This window comes from Jeotgalibacillus soli (assembly GCF_000829435.1).
Classification (GTDB): Bacteria; Bacillota; Bacilli; order Bacillales; family Jeotgalibacillaceae; genus Jeotgalibacillus; species Jeotgalibacillus soli.
In genome coordinates this window covers 438,818-458,022 of record NZ_JXRP01000009.1, presented here as the reverse complement: position 1 = coordinate 458,022, position 19,205 = coordinate 438,818, and the positions used below count along the sequence as shown (strand labels likewise).

Annotated in this window: 17 protein-coding genes; 3 read left to right on the top strand and 14 right to left on the bottom strand. The window is 40.5% G+C overall.

The window, feature by feature from the left end; all coding sequences use genetic code 11:
* Positions 1–127: 127 nt before the first annotated feature.
* The 10 genes from KP78_RS05185 to KP78_RS05140 form a co-directional block, all read right to left on the bottom strand.
* A complete protein-coding gene (locus KP78_RS05185) occupies positions 128–1,159 on the bottom strand; it encodes a zinc-binding dehydrogenase (protein ID WP_041086877.1) in 1,032 nt (343 codons plus the stop codon).
* 5 nt (positions 1,160–1,164) lie between these two features.
* The gene (locus KP78_RS05180) at positions 1,165–2,211 is read right to left on the bottom strand and encodes a galactitol-1-phosphate 5-dehydrogenase (RefSeq protein WP_041086875.1); all 1,047 of its coding nucleotides are present in this window, start codon (positions 2,209–2,211) and stop codon (positions 1,165–1,167) included.
* 135 nt (positions 2,212–2,346) lie between these two features.
* Positions 2,347–2,652, bottom strand: a complete 306-nt coding sequence (locus KP78_RS05175) for a PTS sugar transporter subunit IIB (RefSeq protein ID WP_106388532.1) — start codon at positions 2,650–2,652, stop codon at positions 2,347–2,349.
* A gap of 16 nt (positions 2,653–2,668) precedes the next feature.
* On the bottom strand, positions 2,669–3,025 hold the full coding sequence (locus KP78_RS05170; RefSeq protein WP_235420840.1) for a PTS sugar transporter subunit IIA: 357 nt from the start codon (positions 3,023–3,025) through the stop codon (positions 2,669–2,671).
* Between the two features lie 143 nt (positions 3,026–3,168).
* Positions 3,169–5,217: a BglG family transcription antiterminator gene (locus KP78_RS05165; RefSeq protein WP_041086873.1), complete on the bottom strand. Its 2,049-nt coding sequence runs from the start codon at positions 5,215–5,217 to the stop codon at positions 3,169–3,171.
* Between the two features lie 484 nt (positions 5,218–5,701).
* Complete coding sequence (locus KP78_RS05160) at positions 5,702–6,430, bottom strand: NAD(P)H-binding protein (RefSeq protein WP_052474608.1); 729 nt, start codon at positions 6,428–6,430, stop codon at positions 5,702–5,704.
* Between the two features lie 71 nt (positions 6,431–6,501).
* Positions 6,502–7,665 (bottom strand): GNAT family N-acetyltransferase, encoded by a 1,164-nt coding sequence (locus tag KP78_RS05155; RefSeq protein ID WP_041086871.1) that lies wholly within the window; start codon positions 7,663–7,665, stop codon positions 6,502–6,504.
* A gap of 168 nt (positions 7,666–7,833) precedes the next feature.
* Complete coding sequence (locus KP78_RS05150; RefSeq protein ID WP_041086869.1) at positions 7,834–8,685, bottom strand: transglutaminase family protein; 852 nt, start codon at positions 8,683–8,685, stop codon at positions 7,834–7,836.
* A gap of 63 nt (positions 8,686–8,748) precedes the next feature.
* Positions 8,749–9,717, bottom strand: coding sequence for an alpha-E domain-containing protein (locus KP78_RS05145; RefSeq protein WP_041086867.1), 969 nt, complete (start codon positions 9,715–9,717; stop codon positions 8,749–8,751).
* Positions 9,718–11,166: a circularly permuted type 2 ATP-grasp protein gene (locus KP78_RS05140; protein WP_041086866.1), complete on the bottom strand. Its 1,449-nt coding sequence runs from the start codon at positions 11,164–11,166 to the stop codon at positions 9,718–9,720. It lies immediately after the preceding gene.
* 199 nt (positions 11,167–11,365) lie between these two features.
* On the opposite strand from KP78_RS05140, the gene KP78_RS20275 reads away from it, so the two are divergent.
* Together KP78_RS20275 and KP78_RS05135 are read left to right on the top strand one after the other, a co-directional pair.
* Entirely contained in the window at positions 11,366–11,524 is a 159-nt protein-coding gene (locus KP78_RS20275) for an SE1832 family protein (RefSeq protein WP_162835566.1), read from the top strand.
* Between the two features lie 301 nt (positions 11,525–11,825).
* Complete coding sequence (locus KP78_RS05135; protein ID WP_041086864.1) at positions 11,826–13,892, top strand: cation:proton antiporter; 2,067 nt, start codon at positions 11,826–11,828, stop codon at positions 13,890–13,892.
* A gap of 514 nt (positions 13,893–14,406) precedes the next feature.
* On the opposite strand, the gene KP78_RS05125 is transcribed toward KP78_RS05135, so the two are convergent.
* From KP78_RS05125 to KP78_RS05115, 3 genes are read right to left on the bottom strand one after another with little or no spacing between them, the layout of a single operon-like run.
* Positions 14,407–14,796 (bottom strand): VOC family protein, encoded by a 390-nt coding sequence (locus KP78_RS05125; protein ID WP_041086861.1) that lies wholly within the window; start codon positions 14,794–14,796, stop codon positions 14,407–14,409.
* A gap of 54 nt (positions 14,797–14,850) precedes the next feature.
* Positions 14,851–16,233 (bottom strand): MATE family efflux transporter, encoded by a 1,383-nt coding sequence (locus KP78_RS05120; protein ID WP_041086859.1) that lies wholly within the window; start codon positions 16,231–16,233, stop codon positions 14,851–14,853.
* Positions 16,230–16,691 (bottom strand): MarR family winged helix-turn-helix transcriptional regulator, encoded by a 462-nt coding sequence (locus KP78_RS05115; protein ID WP_041086857.1) that lies wholly within the window; start codon positions 16,689–16,691, stop codon positions 16,230–16,232. The genes KP78_RS05120 and KP78_RS05115 overlap by 4 nt, the downstream gene beginning before the upstream one ends.
* A 415-nt stretch (positions 16,692–17,106) precedes the next feature.
* Between KP78_RS05115 and KP78_RS05110 the strand changes: the two genes are divergently transcribed.
* Positions 17,107–18,669 carry an ABC-F family ATP-binding cassette domain-containing protein gene (locus KP78_RS05110; protein WP_041086855.1) on the top strand — a complete coding sequence of 521 codons (1,563 nt, stop codon included), beginning with the start codon at positions 17,107–17,109 and terminating at the stop codon, positions 18,667–18,669.
* Positions 18,670–18,850: 181 nt separating this feature from the next.
* On the opposite strand, the gene KP78_RS21165 is transcribed toward KP78_RS05110, so the two are convergent.
* Entirely contained in the window at positions 18,851–19,018 is a 168-nt protein-coding gene (locus KP78_RS21165) for an ATP-binding protein (RefSeq protein WP_084219728.1), read from the bottom strand.
* Positions 19,019–19,205 lie beyond the last annotated feature (187 nt).

The window sequence follows — 19,205 nt, the reverse complement described above, 5'->3', positions numbered from 1 at the left end:
CCCATTCATTGATTGTCAATTGTACAACATTGTGATGAAAAAATAATGATTACAACAACAAAAAACACTTTGCCGATTTCGGAAAAGTGTTTTTAAAAATGAATAATTTTAGAAAAATAATCGTTTTTTATGATTCTATAATAACCTTAATCTCATTTCCAGCCATTACGGCCTCAAAGCCCTGACGCCAGTCTTCTAATGGCACAACCTTTGTAATCATTTTATCTATATCGATTTTCTGATCTTCTAATAGCTTCAATGCTGTATGCCATGAGCTTGGTTTTTGAGAACGTGTGCCGATATAGTTAATCTCTCTCTGGATGATGGATTCTTGATCTAAAGGATTCATTTTATTTGCAAAAATACCCACTTGTACAAATGTTCCTTTTTTCTTAACGAGCGGCAATCCCTGGTTAAGAGCCGGGACTGCACCTGAGCATTCAAATACTTTATCAACACCATATCCGTTTGTATGCTTCAATACAACCTCTTGCAGATCTTCCTGCAATACATCGACAATCACATCTGCTCCGATAGATTTGGCTAATTCTAAACGTTCCCTATCCTTTGTAATCCCTGCCAAAATCACAAATGCGCCTTGAGCCTTTGCAACCTGACATTGCAGCAATCCAATAGGACCCGGGCCAAAGATAAGGACCTTGTCATCTTTATTAATTGTTGTTTTTTCCAATCCTGCATGAACACAGCAAGCAAGCGGTTCTGTTAAGGCAGCTGCTTTAAGGCTGATTTTATCTGACAGGACGTGTACACTTTCTTCACGGGACACCACATATTCTGCCATGCTCCCATTCACCTGTGTCCCAATTCCTTTGCGGTTTGAACAGAGATTATAGTCCTTTTCCATGCAATATTCACATTCACCGCATGTTGTAAAGGTTGTTTCACTCGTCACTCTATCTCCGACCTTAACATTCTTCACATGTTCTCCTACTTCTGTCACCACTCCAGAAAACTCATGCCCAAGCACAACAGGGGTTTTTGCGTTTCTATACTCACCTGTGAATGTATGAATATCCGTTCCGCAAATACCGGTAAAAGCAACCTTTATTTTAACGTGATCACCTTGTACTTCCGGTTCTTCCATTGTTTGCAATGACATATTGTCATGACCAGGCGCTGCTTTCATAACTGCTTTCATCTTATTCACTCCTCATTCGGTAGTATTAATACTTTTCCATACTTTTCTTCACGATTGATCATCATGTCAAACGCTTTCTGTGTGTCTTCCAGCTTGAATCGATGAGAAATTAGTTCCTTTAGCTTGATTCGGCCATTCTTAATAAATTCAATGCTTTTGGTCCATTCTTCCCCTGGAAACGGTGCAGAATAGGAGTTCCAAAATCCTTTTAACGTTAGTTCTCTTCTGAAAATATTTTCAAAAGCCTTTTCTGATAGATGTACGTCCGAATAAGCAATTCCTAAATAACCTATTTTTCCTTGCTTACGTGTAATCAACAGGCATTGCTCTTGCGTAATTTTAGATCCTGCACATTCAAAAGCAATGTCTACTCCCATCCCATTTGTATATTCATTGATCTTTTCGAGTAAATCCTCATTAAGCGGATTAATTGTCCTTTCACAGCCCATTGCTCGTGCATCTGCGAGTTTTTCATCTGATAGATCGATTGCGATTATTTCTTTTGCTCCAGCAATTTTCAACCACTGAATGGTTAACATCCCGATTGTACCGACGCCAAATACTGCCGCTACATCTCCAACACGGGGATGTATATTTAATACGCCGTGCAGCGCAACCGCAAGCGGTTCAATCATTGCTGCTTCTTCAAACTCCATATCACCAATTGGCAGGACATTGGAGGATTCAATATTCACATACTCCGCAAAACCCCCAAAAGACTTTGAACCAACCATTCCGTGATCTTCACAAAGCGAAAATTGACCACGCTTACAATATTCACAGTCGTTGCATGGAAGGAAAGGAATCGCGACAACCCGATCACCAATTGCTGCATTGGTCACATTTTTCCCTTTCTCGACAATGTAACCAGAGAACTCATGGCCCATTACCGCAGGCAGCGGGTACTTCCATTTGCCCGTCATTTTGTGCGTGTCTGAACCGCAAATTCCTGTTGCTATTACTTTTATTTTCACTTCATCATCCTGACACGGAGCGATGTCAATTTCTTCATAAATAAAATGATTTTCTGAATGTAAAACTGCCGCTTTCATAGGATCGACCTCCTTTTGACTGCAGAGATTATCAACATTTTCTGAGTCTTTTTTGATTCTGCAACTATGTGTGTCCCCCGATAACATTACTTATAGTAGGAATAAATACCTATTTATTATATATAGATATAAAAGCTACTTAATTCCTAAGGCATATTTCCCTTTGAGATGATCAAGAATTTTTTGATCCAGCTCTTCCATCCCGATTCCTGTTATATATGGAGTCGCTCTTAAAGCTGGAATGTGATAAGTTGTTGGTAGAATCGTAGTGGACACGATTAGATCGGCACGGTCTTGAAGTGAGGAGATTTCCGTAATTTTGCATTGAAAAACCTCTGCCTGTACTCCATTTTCCTTCACTAAATTCTCTACTCTCTCACATACGACGGTTGATGTGGCAATACCTGCACCGCAGGCTACAAGAATGGTCTTTTTCATCATGATCTTCCTCCCTTTTTTAGATGGCTGCTGCTTGATTAAAAATAGAATGAATGTCTTCACTGGTTTTTGCTTTTGACATGTGCTCAAGACTCTCTTGGTTTTGAAGAACCTGCATTAATTTTTGTAAAACGGTTAATTGACTGTGAGGCTGATTCAACCCCAGCATGAACACGATACTTACCTCCACTTTTTGTGCGGCATCATCCATCAGAGAAAATAACACAGGTTTTTCGAGCGTGATGACCCCAATAAATTGTTTATAGACATATTCTGCATCTGTATGAGGAATCGCGACATTCATGCTTGCCATATTCAATCCAGTAGGAAAGGCTGCTTCCCTCTCTTTTATTTTTTCAAAAAAGAATTCGCTCACATACCCGCGTGCGTAAGCTTCTTTATACATCACTTCAAAACTTGTCCATAGCTTTCACAATGAACGTTCAGCATGATCAGCTCATCTTTTAAAAACTGATTTAGTGGCATTCTTGTTCCTCCGCTCTTATTCGTTTAGCGTAATTATTTGGAATGCGATTGAATCACACCACAGATTTCCTTTGTGTCACCCATATGAATAATTTTGTTTAATACCTCATTCATATCAGAGAATTTCATTAGCTGAAGCAAAGCATTCAAGTGCCGACTTTTATCAACCGCTGCGATCACAACGATAAAATGCACTTTTTGATCCTCATTAAATGGAAGACCCTCTTTTATTTTAAGTAGGCTCATCCCTACTTCATTGACTCCGTCCTCTGGGCCTGCATGAGGAATCGCTATATTCATACGCAGAACCATATGTGGTGCCATTTCAGGATGCTGACGATGCATCGCTGCTACATAATTTTCAGTAATAACACCTTTTTTTAAAAGCGGTTCAGCAGCAATGTTAATAGCATTCTGCCAATTTTTTACACGGTCTTTAAGAATAATGGTCTCCGGCGTGATTAAATCTGATAAAATGAAATCTTTTTTATTCTTTACTTCACTTGATACCTGGAATGAAAAATAATCCTGCAATGATTTTGCCAGCGCCTGCTTTTCTTCTATCTTCGCGTGTTTTTCAATGACATTCATCAGTTGTTCAATATTTACAACCGAAGAATTTAATCCAAATATCCCTTGCATGACACGTTGTCTCAATTGCATTTTTTCAAAATCAGAAATAAATTGATCAACGATAAATAGATGTTTATCTGTCTGCACTGGGACTGGAGAGAAAACAATGTCAAAGTCCAGCTTTAACTGTTCAAACTCTCGGATCGAAAATGCTTGGTAGAAGTAAAACTCCGGAAACAAATCCCGCAGTGTGTTTTCCATCAATCTAGAGATCGAAACACCATTCGGACAAACAACAGCAGCTCTTTTTTTCAGTTGAATGGTTTCCCCGCTATTGATTAAATGGCCGCCTATAAAAATAGTGATAAACTTTATTTCACTTTCAGGTATTTCACATCCGATATATTCTTCAAAAGGTTTGATCGAATCCTTTACAATATAATGGATGGCTTCAAATTCCTCGCTTACTTTTTCAAGAACTGTATAATTTGTTGTCAACGAATACTTGATTCTGTAATAGGCCGGTTTCATATGCAGCACCAGCTTTTCAAGCAATGATTTTCTTTCTTTAAACAAAATCAATGCTTTTTTCTCAAACAGATCCAAGCTTTCCTCTAATGCTTTTTTCAATTGCGGCAGTTCTCGATCCGTTAAAAATTGTGATGAAAATACATTTGAAGTGAGAAGCTGAAGTGTAATAAATAAACGCTCTTCTTTAGGAATGTTTTTTATATCCTGAATAAGAATCTCAGCGGCTTCATACTCCTTTGTATCCGATAATGCTTCGTAATCAATATGATAGGAGTCTGTAATCAGGTTGCCTTTCTTAATTCTTTTTAATAGTGCCGCCATGATATATGGCAAAATTCTGATTCTTTCATCGATAAACTTGAGATGCAGTCTAGTTTCTACATCTTCCATCTGTCGCTTTAGTTTTTTGATATCAGCAGTTGATATTCGCGCCAGCCTTTGAATATAGGCTTCACCCTGATAAATATCAAAAATTTTACGCAGGACTTCTACCAATAGCCTTCTTTTATTCCATTCATTCCCCACAATGTCATAGCCGTGAATTCTGGAATACACAATTTCCAGCTGATACGTGCTGACGATCGAATGGGCGAATTTCATATCGCGAAGAATCGTATTTTTACTAACCTCCAATGCACTTGAAAAATGAACGAGGGACAATTCTTCCTCACTGCTCAGCAGCATCAAAATGATAAGCTCTGCCCGTTCTTTTTCAGAAGGAATGTAGTTGGCAGTGACAGCCCCATCAATTTTTTCTGCAAACAAATCAATTAATAGCGGACTAACAATAAATTTCCCTCCATTGGTCCTCTTAATAAGAGGGTAATTATTGTCAGCTAGCCAGTCATTTATTTTCGTAAAGCTGTAGCTAATCTGTCTTCTAGACAAATGATATTTGTTTTCTAGCTCTTTATTGGAGATTTCAGGATTATTCAAAACTCCCTTTAGTATTAAATTGCTTCGTTCATCTAAATACATAGGTCGTTTCCCCCTTGCTTACTTCTTATTTTAACAGTTGAAAGAGCATAATGATTACGCTTTCAAACACAATTGTTGCGTATAGATTGTTCAACTTGATGATTATTTCAAATGACTACATACATGAGTTGGAGTCAATATTTCTCACCCTGCCGCATTTCTGCTTAGAAGGTCTGGTCTTTATCTATTTTTATAAAAAATGAGTTCTTTTATCTTATATTGATAGATTATCACTCTTTTACAATTTTTTAACTGCACGTATTCCATTTATTCGATAGCCTCTATTAAACTTGCCTGTTGATTTCCGCTTCAGGCGTTCGCTTCGCGCCTCTATGGGGCTCCCCTTGACTCGCTTACCCGCAGAAGTCTCACGTATCCGCTCATCAACATCGTGCAAAAATCAACAATGATCTTTAACATAGCATTTCGATAAACAAAAACAACCGAGATTTACATCCCAGTTGTTCATTGATCCGTTCATTACTCAATCCTTTTGATTATTCTTAAAGAAATCTTCCCTGCTCATCTCTTTTTTTAATACTTCTTTTACTGGACGCTCGACTTTTTCGATGTCAGCAGACGTGTGGATAACTACTGGGCGCTTGGCTGGTGCTAATGCTTTTTCTACCATTGCAAGTGCCACCTGCTCCGCTCGAATGGCACGATAGGATTTTAAAGGCCCTACCATGGCCCAGCCAATTGCACTTGCGATCTTTCCTCCGATCGTTTCGCCTAAACGAAACTCCTTGCGATCCCCAAGTAAAATGGACGGGCGAAAAATTTGGAGACGTGGGAGCTCAATCTCCTTTAACTGTTCTTCCATCAATCCTTTGATTCGATTATAAAAGATGGGTGAGGACGGATCTGCTCCCATAGCTGATACAACAAGAAACTGCCTCACATTATTTTTCTTTGCAATAGAAGCGAACTGAAGCGGATAGTCAAGGTCAACCAGACGAAATCCTTCTTTGGATTTCGCCTTTTTCATCGTGGTTCCTAAACAGCAAAACACATCATCAACGAGACCGATATGTGCGCCTTCCAGATAATCAAAATCGATTTGTCGCACTTGAATTTTGGGATGATTAAACTCAAAGGCCCTTCTTGTGACAACAATAATCGATGCGTATTCCACTCTTTCACACAGCTCTTTTACTACCTGCTGTCCTACTAAGCCTGTAGCACCTATAACGAACGCGGTGCGCATTTGCATATGTTTCTCTCCTCATTAAAAAATTCCAATTATGTTCAACGTGAGCGCTTCATAAGTCATTCCTTATACCGTTAAAAGAAGTCAAAAAATGCTGTCCCCCCGGCTGGTAATCGTTTTTCTAATTGATCCACGGCTTCTGGGTTTGCATGCAGCAGTTCTATTTCATGCAATGTCCTCGGATGTATATATCCAACCATCATGGAAGAAAAATGCTGGATCCCAACCGAAATAATCTCTTCTGAAACAAACGAATCTTCCAGTTTTTCAACACTTCCATTTTGAAGAATCTTAAATATTCCATTATTCCAAGGAGCCAGCTCGTCCTGCACCTTAAAGGTCAAACCTGATGCATCTCCTTGGAAGGGATATTGTAATAAAAACGCCTGAACATCCACCACCCTGCCCATAAAATAAGGGGTTGTTGTCTGCTCACTTTTAGGCTGTTTCATAAGGAACGGCAGCGGCTCTTGCTCATCCAGTCTTATTTTGACCATATCTATCATTGAATCGTGCTGGCATATGAAATTCCATAACCCTTTTCTTGCCTCTTGATTAAGCGCGACAAACTCATTCACTGTTAACCTCTTATTTTCTATTTCATAAGTTAAATAACCCGTTGCTTTCCCGCTTGGATCTTTATAGGTAGCGAACGAATCCTCCTGGCCTCCATATGTTTTTTTCCACCAATAATCAGTGCGTTCAAGCATCCCACTTCTCTTAAATCGAAACTGGTCGTAGACCGCATTTGTTTGTTCAAGATGATCCCCGATTCGATGCCTGCTAATTTCTCCTTGCACCGATTCCATAAAGTGCATATCATTTGATCTTATCTTTATTTCTTTATATCCAGATACAATCTCCCAGCCCATACGGCGGTAAAAATCCACTGAAAACGGATGAAGATAACTAATGGTCTCACCGTTCTTTTTCATTTCCTTCAAAGCATGAACAATAAGGCTTTTCGCTTCTTTATTCCTTCTGTATTCAGGATAGGTTGCAACACCTGCAATTCCACCCATTTTAAAATCCGCACCTGCGATTTTTATATGAAAATGTAATAGATGCAGCTTAGAGTGAAGCTTCTCTCCGTCGAAAATTCCCCATACATCCTGTTGATTAAACGCTTCTTTCATTCCATCCAGCATGTCTTCAGCCGGGATATATTGAAATGCATAGCTTGAAAGAGCTAAGCTTTTTTCAAAGTCAGCTACTGTTAATAAACGGATTTCTGTCATGACGATTTCCTTTCTTCTATCGTATACTCACTCACTATCATTATCGGATCATAATGACTATGTTGTTAGCATTCGCTTAACATCCCCCTGTATTAAATCGGTTTTTCGTATCTCCTCTAAACTGCACGTTTTAAAAAAGACGCCCCCGAAAAGGGCGTCTTTTATCTATTATTGATCCATTATACTTACACTTACTTTTACATCAAGGGTATGTTTTCCACCGCGGTAAACACCTTGCAGCGGACTTACATCCGCATAATCTCGTCCAACACATACACGAATATGATTATCCAGAGACTCCACATTATTGGTAGGATCGAGACCAACCCATCCAATTCCAGGCACCATGACTTCAACCCATGCATGAGTAGCCGAGTCACCTACTAAAGCCGAATTTTCTCCAACATAGAGATAGCCGCTTACATACCTGGCTGGGATTCCTCTGGCTCTAAGGACACCAATCATTACGTGGGCGTAATCCTGACATACGCCCCTTCTCCCTTCGATTGATTCTGTTGCTTTCGTATTCACATCTGTCGCATTCGGATCATATGAAAATACCTCGTGGATATACTTCATTAAATCCATTGAGAATTTTACTGGATTTTCCGTATTACCAATCTCGCGCACAATATGCTCTACTTGATAGGGTTCAATATACGTATATGCTGTTTGATTTAAAGAAGCTAAATAATGTCTTCTAAATAGGTCTGAATGAAAGATTGATTGCATTTCAGGAGAATAGTCAATCTGTTCAATAAAAGGACTTTTTTGGATACTGACAACAGAAGTAGTCTTCACTTCAAGGGATTGGTGAATTTCAGCAATGAAAAAAGTTTCAACAGAGTTTCCCCATAAATCAGTAGATTCTTTTGCAAGAGAAACAGGGCTGATATCAGCACGATAGGAGATCAGTCGCTGGCACTCATCGGTTCTCGGCTTTAGGCGAATATTATTCATACTCTGGTCAACAAGCGTTTCATAATGGAAGGTGTTTATGTGTTCAATTTTATATTTCATATAACTCTCACGTCCTCGCTGATTGTCAGTAGCAAATTTTATCTTTCTCGTAAAATGATTCTTTCAAGGAACATGTGCAGGCTCAATGAGATAATACGTCTCAGAAAACACAAGACCGATTTTATTGCATTGATCCTGAAAGTCATCCAGGAACTTGCTAATCCCTTCAATCGGAAGTGCTTGCAGCTTTATTTCATCAAACTCATCCATTAAACGATCCAAGGCAGCATACATCCTCCATGAGTAATGAGACACCTTCCCCCCTTCAAGTGCTATGAGTCCTTCCCTCACATGATCCATGCAGTACTGAATGGATCTCGGGAAATCGGAATCAGCAATTAAAAAAGTAAGTACATCTTTAGGATCCATACGCGGCTGATATTGTTTTAAGTACTCATCATACCCATTTAGCAGCTGGAGTGCTGAACGCCAGTAATAATAGTTTTCCCCGTAGACACGGAGGCTCTCTTCTTTTGATTTATCACTTAATACATTTAAAATTCGTGTTGTTTTTTCGGCACGTTCAAGCCATTTTCCGATTTTTATAAAACGGTATGGAACCCCTCGAGACATAGAGGATTCAATCACGCCTTGAGAAGTTAAAGAAGCAATTTTCACCCGTTGTATAAAATCATGAATATCCCTTAGCGACCCCTCCGGAATTCTCAAGCTATTGCTTTCCAGGTATAGATCGTTCCATACTTCGAAAAGATCAGTCGGAATAATATCACGAGTGGTTCTAGCATTCTCTCTCGCCATTTTTATACAGCTTAAAATAGAACTGCTATTAGACTCGGAAAACGCTAAATAATGGATGATATTATTCATATTAAATTGATCATACTGATTGTTAAAATCCTGCAGTGAACCGCAAATTTCGATTACGGGTTCCCAATCATACTTTGCCAATGATTCTCCAGAGGAGGCCTCAAGCATTTGGATCAGCTGTACACCAAGAACACGCGCATTATTTTCAGCCCGCTCAATATTTCGTGACATCCAATATAGGGAATCTGCTACTCTGCTTAACATTTAGAGCTCTCCTCCTTTCTTTAGCACCCACGTATCTTTTCCGCCGCCGCCCTGAGAAGAATTGACAACAAGGGAGCCTTCTTTGAGCGCAACCCGGGACAATCCCCCTGGCAGTACATTCGTTTCCTTCCCTCTCATAACAAATACACGCAGATCAACATGGCACGGGTAGAAGCGCCCTTCTTGAAAAGCAGGTGCACGGGATAGCTGGATGGTTGGCTGCGCTATATATTGGTGCGGATTTTCTTCAATTTTCCCTCTAAATACCGCCAATTCTTCTTCAGATGCATGAGGGCCAATGAGCATGTCATATCCTCCCGAAGCACCTACATTTTTTATAACAAGCTGATCCAGATGCTCCAAGACCCATCTGCGCTGCTCTTCTTCCCGAAGAAAGTAGGTGTCTACATTTGGAATAATCGGTTCTTCATTTAAATAATAGCGAATCATCTCAGGTACATACGCATACATCGCCTTATCATCCGCTACTCCATTTCCAATCCCGTTTAAAATGGCCACGTTGCCTTTTCGGTAAGCATCAAGCAGGCCTGGAACACCAAGTGCTGAGTCAGAATTGAATACTTCTGGATCCAAAAAGTCATCATCAACACGACGGTATATGATATCGACTCGCTGCATGCCGCGAATTGTTTTCATATAAACAACGCCATTTCGGACGTGTAGGTCTCTCCCCTCCACTAATTCAATTCCCATTTGCTGAGCTAAAAACACATGGTCATAATACGCCGAGTTATACATCCCCGGCGTGAGAAGCACAGCCCTTGGCTCTCCTTCACATCTTTTCGGTGAGTGAGAAAGAACAGCTTCATTGAGATTAGATAATTGATGCTCTAAGGAATGGATTCTCTGTCTGTTAAAAAACTCTGGGTAGACCTGCCTCATCACATAACGGTTCTGATATACGTAAGACATGCCTGAAGGATTGCGAAGATTATCTTCCAGCACTCGGTACGTTCCCTGCTGATCCCGAATCAAATCAATGCCTGCTAAAAATATATGATTGTTTAACGGTATATTGATTCCGCCAACTTGCTTTCGGTAATAGTGTAGATTATGTTCGACCAATTCTCTCGGTACAACACCATCCTGTAAAATCTCCTGCTCTTTATATATGTCTTCAAGAAATAAATTAAGTGCCTCAACACGTTGCTTCATTCCTTTTTCGATCATGCTCCATTCATCCGGCGGAACAATGATTGGTATAAAGTCAAACGGCATCGTACGCTCTGTACCAACATTATCGTTATAGACAGTAAATGTAATCCCTTGCCGTAAAAAGCTTAACTGCGCTGTTTCATGCTTTTCTCTAAGCTCTTCTTCGGTAAATTGGTTCATCATGTCATGAAAAGCTTGATAATGCGCTCTTGTAGTACCGTTTTCTTGAAGCATTTCATCAAAAAAGTGCGTAGATTGATACGGTTTAAACATGCATGGAGAACCCCCTTTCAATATGAATCTATTTATTCGACATTGATAGATTGAATTCCTCTTAATATTCTGAAATCTGTTCTTTATCATATACCCACAACAAACAGATATATGTTATAGAGAACAATCAATTTTTGCATTGCCTCTCTATTTTCGCTAAACTTATGACTAGTAGACGTACGATTAGGGGGAATAAATGGTGAAAAATTATACAGAAGAGCGAATCAATGAGCTTAAGCTAGAGTATATCCGAACACAAGGAGATCTTGAAAAGCTAGAATCAGTGGGCGGAGATATAAAGGCAGCCGAGAAAAAGCTGGCTGCGATTGAAAAGGAGCTTCAGGAATTAAGAGAGTAATAGGTTCAGTAAAAAATTCACCGTGGAAATGATTTCTTGGTGAATTTTTTGTTTCGATCCCAAGAAAGCGGCTTTCAAGGCTTCATTTGGCATTTGAAAATCATTTGTGTGCAAAACCTATAAACTTATGGGCCTTCATCATAGATTTATGTGCCTAAATCAGCCATTTGTGTCTCTTTCTAGTTCCTTTCTAGACAGAAAACGCAATCATAACCAAAACTTATACGATCAGCCGTTTCCGCCTGCTGAGATAGGATATGATGGAAAATATTTTACGACAGAAAGCAGGTGTTCTATCCATATGACCGTACCTTTCAATGAGCCCGTTTTAATTTTCGGTTTATCCATCATTATTTTTCTTATTTCACCTATTATAATGAGTAAATTGAGACTACCGGGAATTATTGGTCCCATAGTTGCTGGTGTTATTATAGGTCCAAACGGGGTCGGCTTGCTGGAGCGCGGAGAAACCATTCAAATGCTTGGAATGGTTGGGCTGCTCTTTATTATCTTTATCGCAGGCTTGGAATTAGATATTGATGGGTTTAAAAAATATCGCAGCCGCAGTATTTCATTTGGACTCCTGTCTTTTAGTATTCCAATGGCGTTAGGTGTGGCCGTTGGATTCTATCTTGATTTCGGATTGGCTGCCTCTATTTTACTGGGTTCTATTCTTGGATCGCATACGCTGCTTGCCTATCCAATCGCTTCGCGGCTCGGCGTTGCCAAAAACAAGGCCGTCACCACTGCAATCGGTGGAACACTTATGACAGATTCTTTAGCGATGTTGATTTTAGCCGCTGTTGCAGGTGTAGCTGTTGGAGATGTAAGCATTGGTTTTTGGGCCAGGCTCATTATTTCTACGATTGTATTTGCCGTCATTGTCCTTGTAGGAACTCCTTATCTTGCAAAATGGTTTTTCAGGAATTCCAACAATGAAGGACAAATTGAGTTTAATTTCGTGCTGACGGTTTTGTTTGTTGCAGGAAGTCTGGCGCTGCTTGCAGGACTGCAGCCAATCATAGGCGCCTTTCTATCTGGATTAGCACTCAACCGCTATATTTATGACCATGGTCCATTAATGAACCGTATTCGCTTTATTGGAAACGCACTGTTTATCCCATTCTTCTTATTATCAGTTGGGATGTTAATGGACCTCTCCATTTTATTAACAGATCCTACAGCGTGGATCTTTACACTGCTTGTCATGGTGTCCCTGCTTGTTGGGAAAGGTCTGGCGAGTTTTATTACGAGTCGAATCTATGGTTATAACGCGATTGAAAATCGTGTAATTATCGGCTTAACCATCCCCCAGGCCGCTGGAACTTTAGCCGCAACCCTCGTCGGCTTTGACCTTGGCTTGCTTGACCAGACGGCAGTAAATGGATTTATTGTTATGATTCTTGTTACCTGTGTGCTTGGTCCCTATTTGACCGAGAAATATGGACGTCGTTTAGCAGAAAATGAGGATATCGAAATTCAAGATATTGATGATCGCCCGGAACGAATTTTAATACCGTTGGCGAACCCAAGCACGACGGAAGATTTACTTGGATTAAGCTTTATCGTAAGACAGGCAAAGGCGTCGCTTGAGCCCATTTATCCGCTGAGCGTTGTTCAAAAGGATGTTAAATCGGTTGAAGGAAAAGTAGCATCAGCTGAAAAAATGCTCACACAAGCAATTGCTTATTCGGCTGGTGCAAACATTCCTGCACGCTCGCTAATTAAAGTAGATCGCAATATTGGAAGCGGGATTGAACGGGCCGTTACCGAAGAGCGGATTACAACCATTATCGCCGGGTGGAATGGTGAACGTTCAGCAAAAACAAGACTTTTCGGGGGAATTATTGATAATTTTCTGGACCATACGAGTGAGCGGGCCATGATTGCAAAGATCGGCCATCCGCTAAATACAACCGATCGAATTGTCTTAATCATTCCTAACGGTTCACGCCACAAACCAGGTTTTCTCGACGCAATACGCATCGTAAAAGGGATCGCCGTTCAGCTCAATGCCGCCCTTGAATGCCTCGTAGTGAATGGAAATGCAGGACGCTACAAAAAAATCTTTGCTGGCATAAAACCGAGTGTAACAACCTACATGCATCGACTTGACTCCTGGGAGGAGCTTTATGAAAAGCCTGTTGGTTCACTAAAACAAAATGACTTAGTCATCGTAATGAGTGCACGAAAAGGGACGATTGCTTGGCATCCTCAGCTTGAAAGAGTACCAAGAAAGCTGGCAAAAGCAAATCCAGAAAGCTTTATTATTTTTTACCCTACTGAAGCCGGAGAACCGGATCAAAGGGGAACGAAAGGCATTGATGTACCAAACAGTGTTCTTTTCAAACGTGATTACGATCAATAATTCATACAAAAGCCGCAAACAGATAAACTGTTTGCGGCTTTTGCCAGGCTGTTGAAATTTAAAAACCGTGCCGGCCCATTCCTTCGCTATCCGCGGACAAACGTTCGAGCCTCCTCGTGTAGAAGATTGCTGCACTGCGGAGTCTCTCTCGATCGTTTTTCCGAGGAGGTCTCGGGGATGAGCCGGCACTTTATTTCTCTTCCTCCTTACGAATATTCAATAGAACAAATCAGGAACACAATAGAAAGAAATAGAAAGGAACGATCCATCATGATGGGACAATCTCAAAACGCCCGTCACAATCGTCAAATGGTTTCCATTGATCAACTAGTGCCAATCGATCACTTACTTCGCTCTGTCGATTCCTGCATTGATTTTTCCTTTATTAATCAGACCGTTTCTCCTAAAAAGAGAAGGAAAGGTGACATCATAATCAAGATGTGTGCTCGATCATCATTCGATCCCACACTTCAATTCGCTTTCAGGCGACAATTATCTTACATAAGTTAGAAATTCAACACTCCAATGCTACAATTTCTACTTTAATTCGATCTGGGTCTTCCGCAAATAATGCGTAATGTTCTGATCCGCCTGCATACGGGAAGCGGTCTTCATAAAGCAATCGAATTCCTTTTTGCTTCATTCTTTTTGCTAAATTGTCTACTTGTTCTTTAGATTGTGCATGAAAGGCAAGATGATTTAATCCAACTCGCTTACGGTGATAATTAGGTTCGTCAAAACCGTCTTCTACTGGAACAAACACAATATATACATCACCATGTTTATAGCTAATTCCCCGATCCCACTCCTGATAAACCGTGTAATTAAGCTCATTCAGCAGCCAGCTCCAAAAGCTTTTAGATTTTTCAAGATTAGATACATAGAGCTCTATATGATGAATCATGTAACGACCTCTCTTCCCTGCTATTCAAGTTATCCTCGGCAAGAATTTCCTCATCTATCCATTCATCTTCGCTTCTCTTAGCTTTGCGGAAACCGGAGTCTTTTGAAACAGGGTCGAACGGTCTCGCAAGACAAAGAACAGAGAAAGCATAAATGCCAGCAGATCCGCAATGGGAAACGCAATCCAAACCCCAGCCAGCCCAAAAAATGACGGCAGAATCAAAACTAATGGAATTAAAAACAGCAGCTGTCTTGCCATTGAAAGAATAAAAGATATTTTTGCCTTCCCTAAAGCTTGATACAAACCGCCTGATACCATCTGGAATCCGAGAATAGGCGCTGCGAGGAAAATCCAGCGCATGGCTTCCTCTCCTCCATCAACGACCGCTGCATCAGTTGAAAAAATGGCCATCATTGCTGCAGGGAAAATCATTACTACAGTCCATACAAAAATGGCCAACATGGTTGAAACAACAATACCAAGCTTTAACGTATCACTCACTCGATGATATAGCTTGGCACCGAAATTGTAACCGATGATCGGCTGCATTCCTTGAACAATACCGAACATGGGCATGATGGCAAACATCATAATGCGGTTTATAATTCCAAATATTGCGACGGCATAGTCTCCCCCATGGACGATAAGCATCCAGTTGACCGCAATAAACATGATGCTTCCAGCTACCTGTCTGACAAACGTTGAAGAGCCAATTCCTACAATTTCTTTGACTACTTTCCAATTCGGCATTACCCCAATCCATCTAAACGTTAGAGAGCTTTTCCCTGTTTTAAAGTAGAAGAAAATCCACGCAGCTCCTATTGCTTGTGAAATAACCGTTGCAATGGCGGCTCCGCTTACCCCCATATCCAGCCAAAAGATAAAAATGGGATTTAGAATAATATTTATTCCTGCTGAAACAATCATCGTCAGCATGGCCACTTTCGCATTCCCTTCTGACCGTATAATATTATTTGCGGCCATCATAAATGCTTGAAAGAGAGATCCGTATAAAATGATGGATACATAGTCTCGCGCATATGGCAATACGTTTTCAGTTGCACCGAATGTAATTAAAATGGGATCTAAAAAGGTTAACGCGAGGGCTGCCATGATAATACTTAAAAAACCGACCAGCCAGATTACGTGACCAAATACTTCATTTGCATCATGCAGTTTACCTGCACCAAGACGCCTTGAAATTATGGAAGCCCCGCCTATCCCAATGGCAGCCGCAAAAGCGGTAACGATAAGCTGCAATGGAAACGCAATAGACAAAGCCGCAACAGCCAGCGTGCCGACTCCTCTTGCAATGAAAAAGGTATCAGCAATATTGTAAAAAGCCATGACAAACATTCCAATGAAAGCTGGAACAGAAAAGCGAACCATTAATTTTGGAATTCTTTCCGCACCAAGCTGACTACTTTGCTGTTTCAATCATCCCTCACCTCTTCCTTTTCCCTGATAGCCTTTATTGCATTCGTCGCCATTCTCTTTAGCAGTCGAATGGTCATTTCTCTTTCCTCATCCGTAAAATCAACGGTTAACGCTGCGGTCCACTCATCAAGAATAGAGCGGATTAACGGTTCCATTTTTTTTGCTTTATCTGTAAGACAAACGAGATGCGAACGGCGGTCACTTGCATGAGGCTTTCTCGTTACATAGCCTTCAACCTCAAGCTTTCTTACTGCTCTAGCCGTTGTCGTTTTATCAATGGACAGCGTATTAGCCATTTGATCCTGTGTTTGCTGGTCAAGATGGAATAAAACCATTAAAAACTTCACTTGTCCTTGCCCTAACCCATATTCATCAAATATTTTGCTAAGATGCATATATCCATAGCGATGTACGGTCGATACCCAGCGACCGACAGATCCTGTTGTATTTTCATTCACACTGGAGTCCTCCTTCAATTCCGGAACACTTTTTCTAGCTCTAAGTATAATAAAAAGTAGTTGCAAACACAACTTTACAACTTCCGAAACATCTACCGCTTTATAATTCTTTCAATGAACACAATAATTCACTGCACTTTTCCTCTTCAGTTAGTTATGACGGTAAACATGAGTGTAAATAGTCCTTCCCATTAAAAAGAAAGCAGAAGATCCTTTCCTCTTTCTGTCACTTTTTGTTGCTCATGTGCTATGATAAATAGATAAGAAAAAGCAGAGAATCGGCGTTGATGATTCTCTGCTTTTTCGTTTGTACATCAAACAAGCCATCTTCAGTAGAAAAAATTCCTACTAGGAGGAAGCTTTAAAATGACGTATGATGGAAAAAGATCTTTTAATATCGGAGGAATAGAAAAAAATGAGTGTATTAAATGTAGAGAATCTTGGGCATACGTTCGGTGATCGTACGCTTTTCAGGGATGTTTCTTTTCGATTGCTGCCAGGTGAACATATTGGATTAGTCGGCGCAAATGGTGTCGGAAAGTCCACAATGATGAATATTTTAACAGGTGAATTGATTCATGATGAAGGAAAGGTTGAATGGCTGCCAAATACTCATTACGGCTATTTGGACCAGCATACAAGACTAACTCCTGGAAAGACCATGCGTGACACGCTTCGCGATGCGTTCTTGCCTTTATTTAAGAAGGAAGAAGAATTAAATGAAATCATAGCAAAAATGGCCGATGCAACACCGGAAGAGCTTGAACAGCTGCTTGAAGATATGGCAAATATTCAAGATGCGCTGGATGCAGGTGATTTTTATACGTTAGATATGAAAGTAGAAGAGGTAGCTAGAGGTCTCGGTCTTGATGCAATCGGACTTGAGCGTGACGTTGCATCGCTCAGCGGCGGTCAGCGTACTAAAGTGTTACTTGCCAAGCTGTTATTAGAAAAGCCTAAGGTTTTGCTTTTAGATGAGCCGACTAACTATCTGGATGTCGAGCATATCCACTGGCTTTCCATGTATTTAAAGGACTACCCGCATGCATTTTTGCTGATTTCACACGATACCTCCTTTATGAATGGCGTCGTGGATATCATTCTTCATCTCGAATTTGCTAAAATGAATCGCTACACCGCGACCTATGATAAGTTTTTAGAGCTTGCTGAGCTGAACAAAAATCAGTATCTCCAGGCTTATGAAAAGCAGCAGGAGTTCATTAAAAAACAAGAAGATTTCATTGCCAAAAACAAGGCACGCTACTCCACAACAGGTCGAGCAAAAAGCCGTCAAAAGCAGCTTGACCGGATTGAACGGATCGACCGTCCTGATACCGCTGTAAAGCCTACCTTTGACTTTAAAGAATCTCGCGGAAGCAGCCGTTATGTCGCAGAGGCGGAAAATCTCGAAATTGGCTATGATCAGCCTCTCTTGCCAAAGCTCAACATAACGATTGAACGCGGTCAAAAAATAGCGATTGTCGGCTATAACGGCGTTGGAAAATCGACATTGCTCAAAACAATTATGGGTAAAATTGATCCGCTTGGAGGAAAAGTGATCCTTGGAGATTTCCTCTTCCCTTCTTATTTCGAGCAGGAGATGAAAGCTAAGCCAATCACACCGATCGATGATGTGTGGAATGAGTTTCCGTCTATGGATCAGCACCAGGTACGTGCAGCACTCGCACGATGCGGACTAAAAAATGAGCATATATCCCGTCCAATGAATCAGCTGAGCGGTGGTGAACAAGCAAAGGTTCGCTTATGCAAGCTTATGATGTATGAAAGCAACTGGCTGCTATTTGATGAGCCGACCAATCACCTTGATGTAACAGCAAAAGAAGAGTTAAAACGTGCCATGAAAGCATATAAGGGAACGATTGTGCTTGTTTGTCACGAACCTGAATTCTACGAAGATTGGGCAACCACGATTTGGAACGTTGAAGAGTGGTCAAACGATTATCAAAACACCAAGTAATTTTCACATAAAAAAACTGACGCGAAAGCTCACACTCCCTCTTAAAACTTTCCACTTGAGAAATGTGCAGCTTTTGAGTCGGCTTTTTTTATGATCGTAATGATCAACAACTGGGATTGTAATAGTAAAACAGCTGCCTTTCCCTATTTCACTTTCTACTTCTATTTCTCCTCGCAACGCCTTAACAAATTGTACCGAGTCCAGTTCCTTTGTCTCGTGCCGTATAAAATGGTGTGCCCAGTCTTTCAATTTGTTCATGATTTATTCCAAAACCCGCGTCTTTAACTTTAATCACAGCTTTCTCATTCTCTCTATGTAACCTGATGATAATATTCCCACCCTGCGGCATCGCTTCAATGCTAATTTGATGATGTTAATTAAACATTGATGGAGCTTCTCACCTTCTCCACCAATATAAATTTCCTCTTCTTTTTCTATTTTGGTATATACATTGTTTATCACAGCGAAAGGGTTTACAAACTTCAAAATATAACCAATTTCCTTGTTTAACTCTAGTATTTCTGAATTTTCTAGAG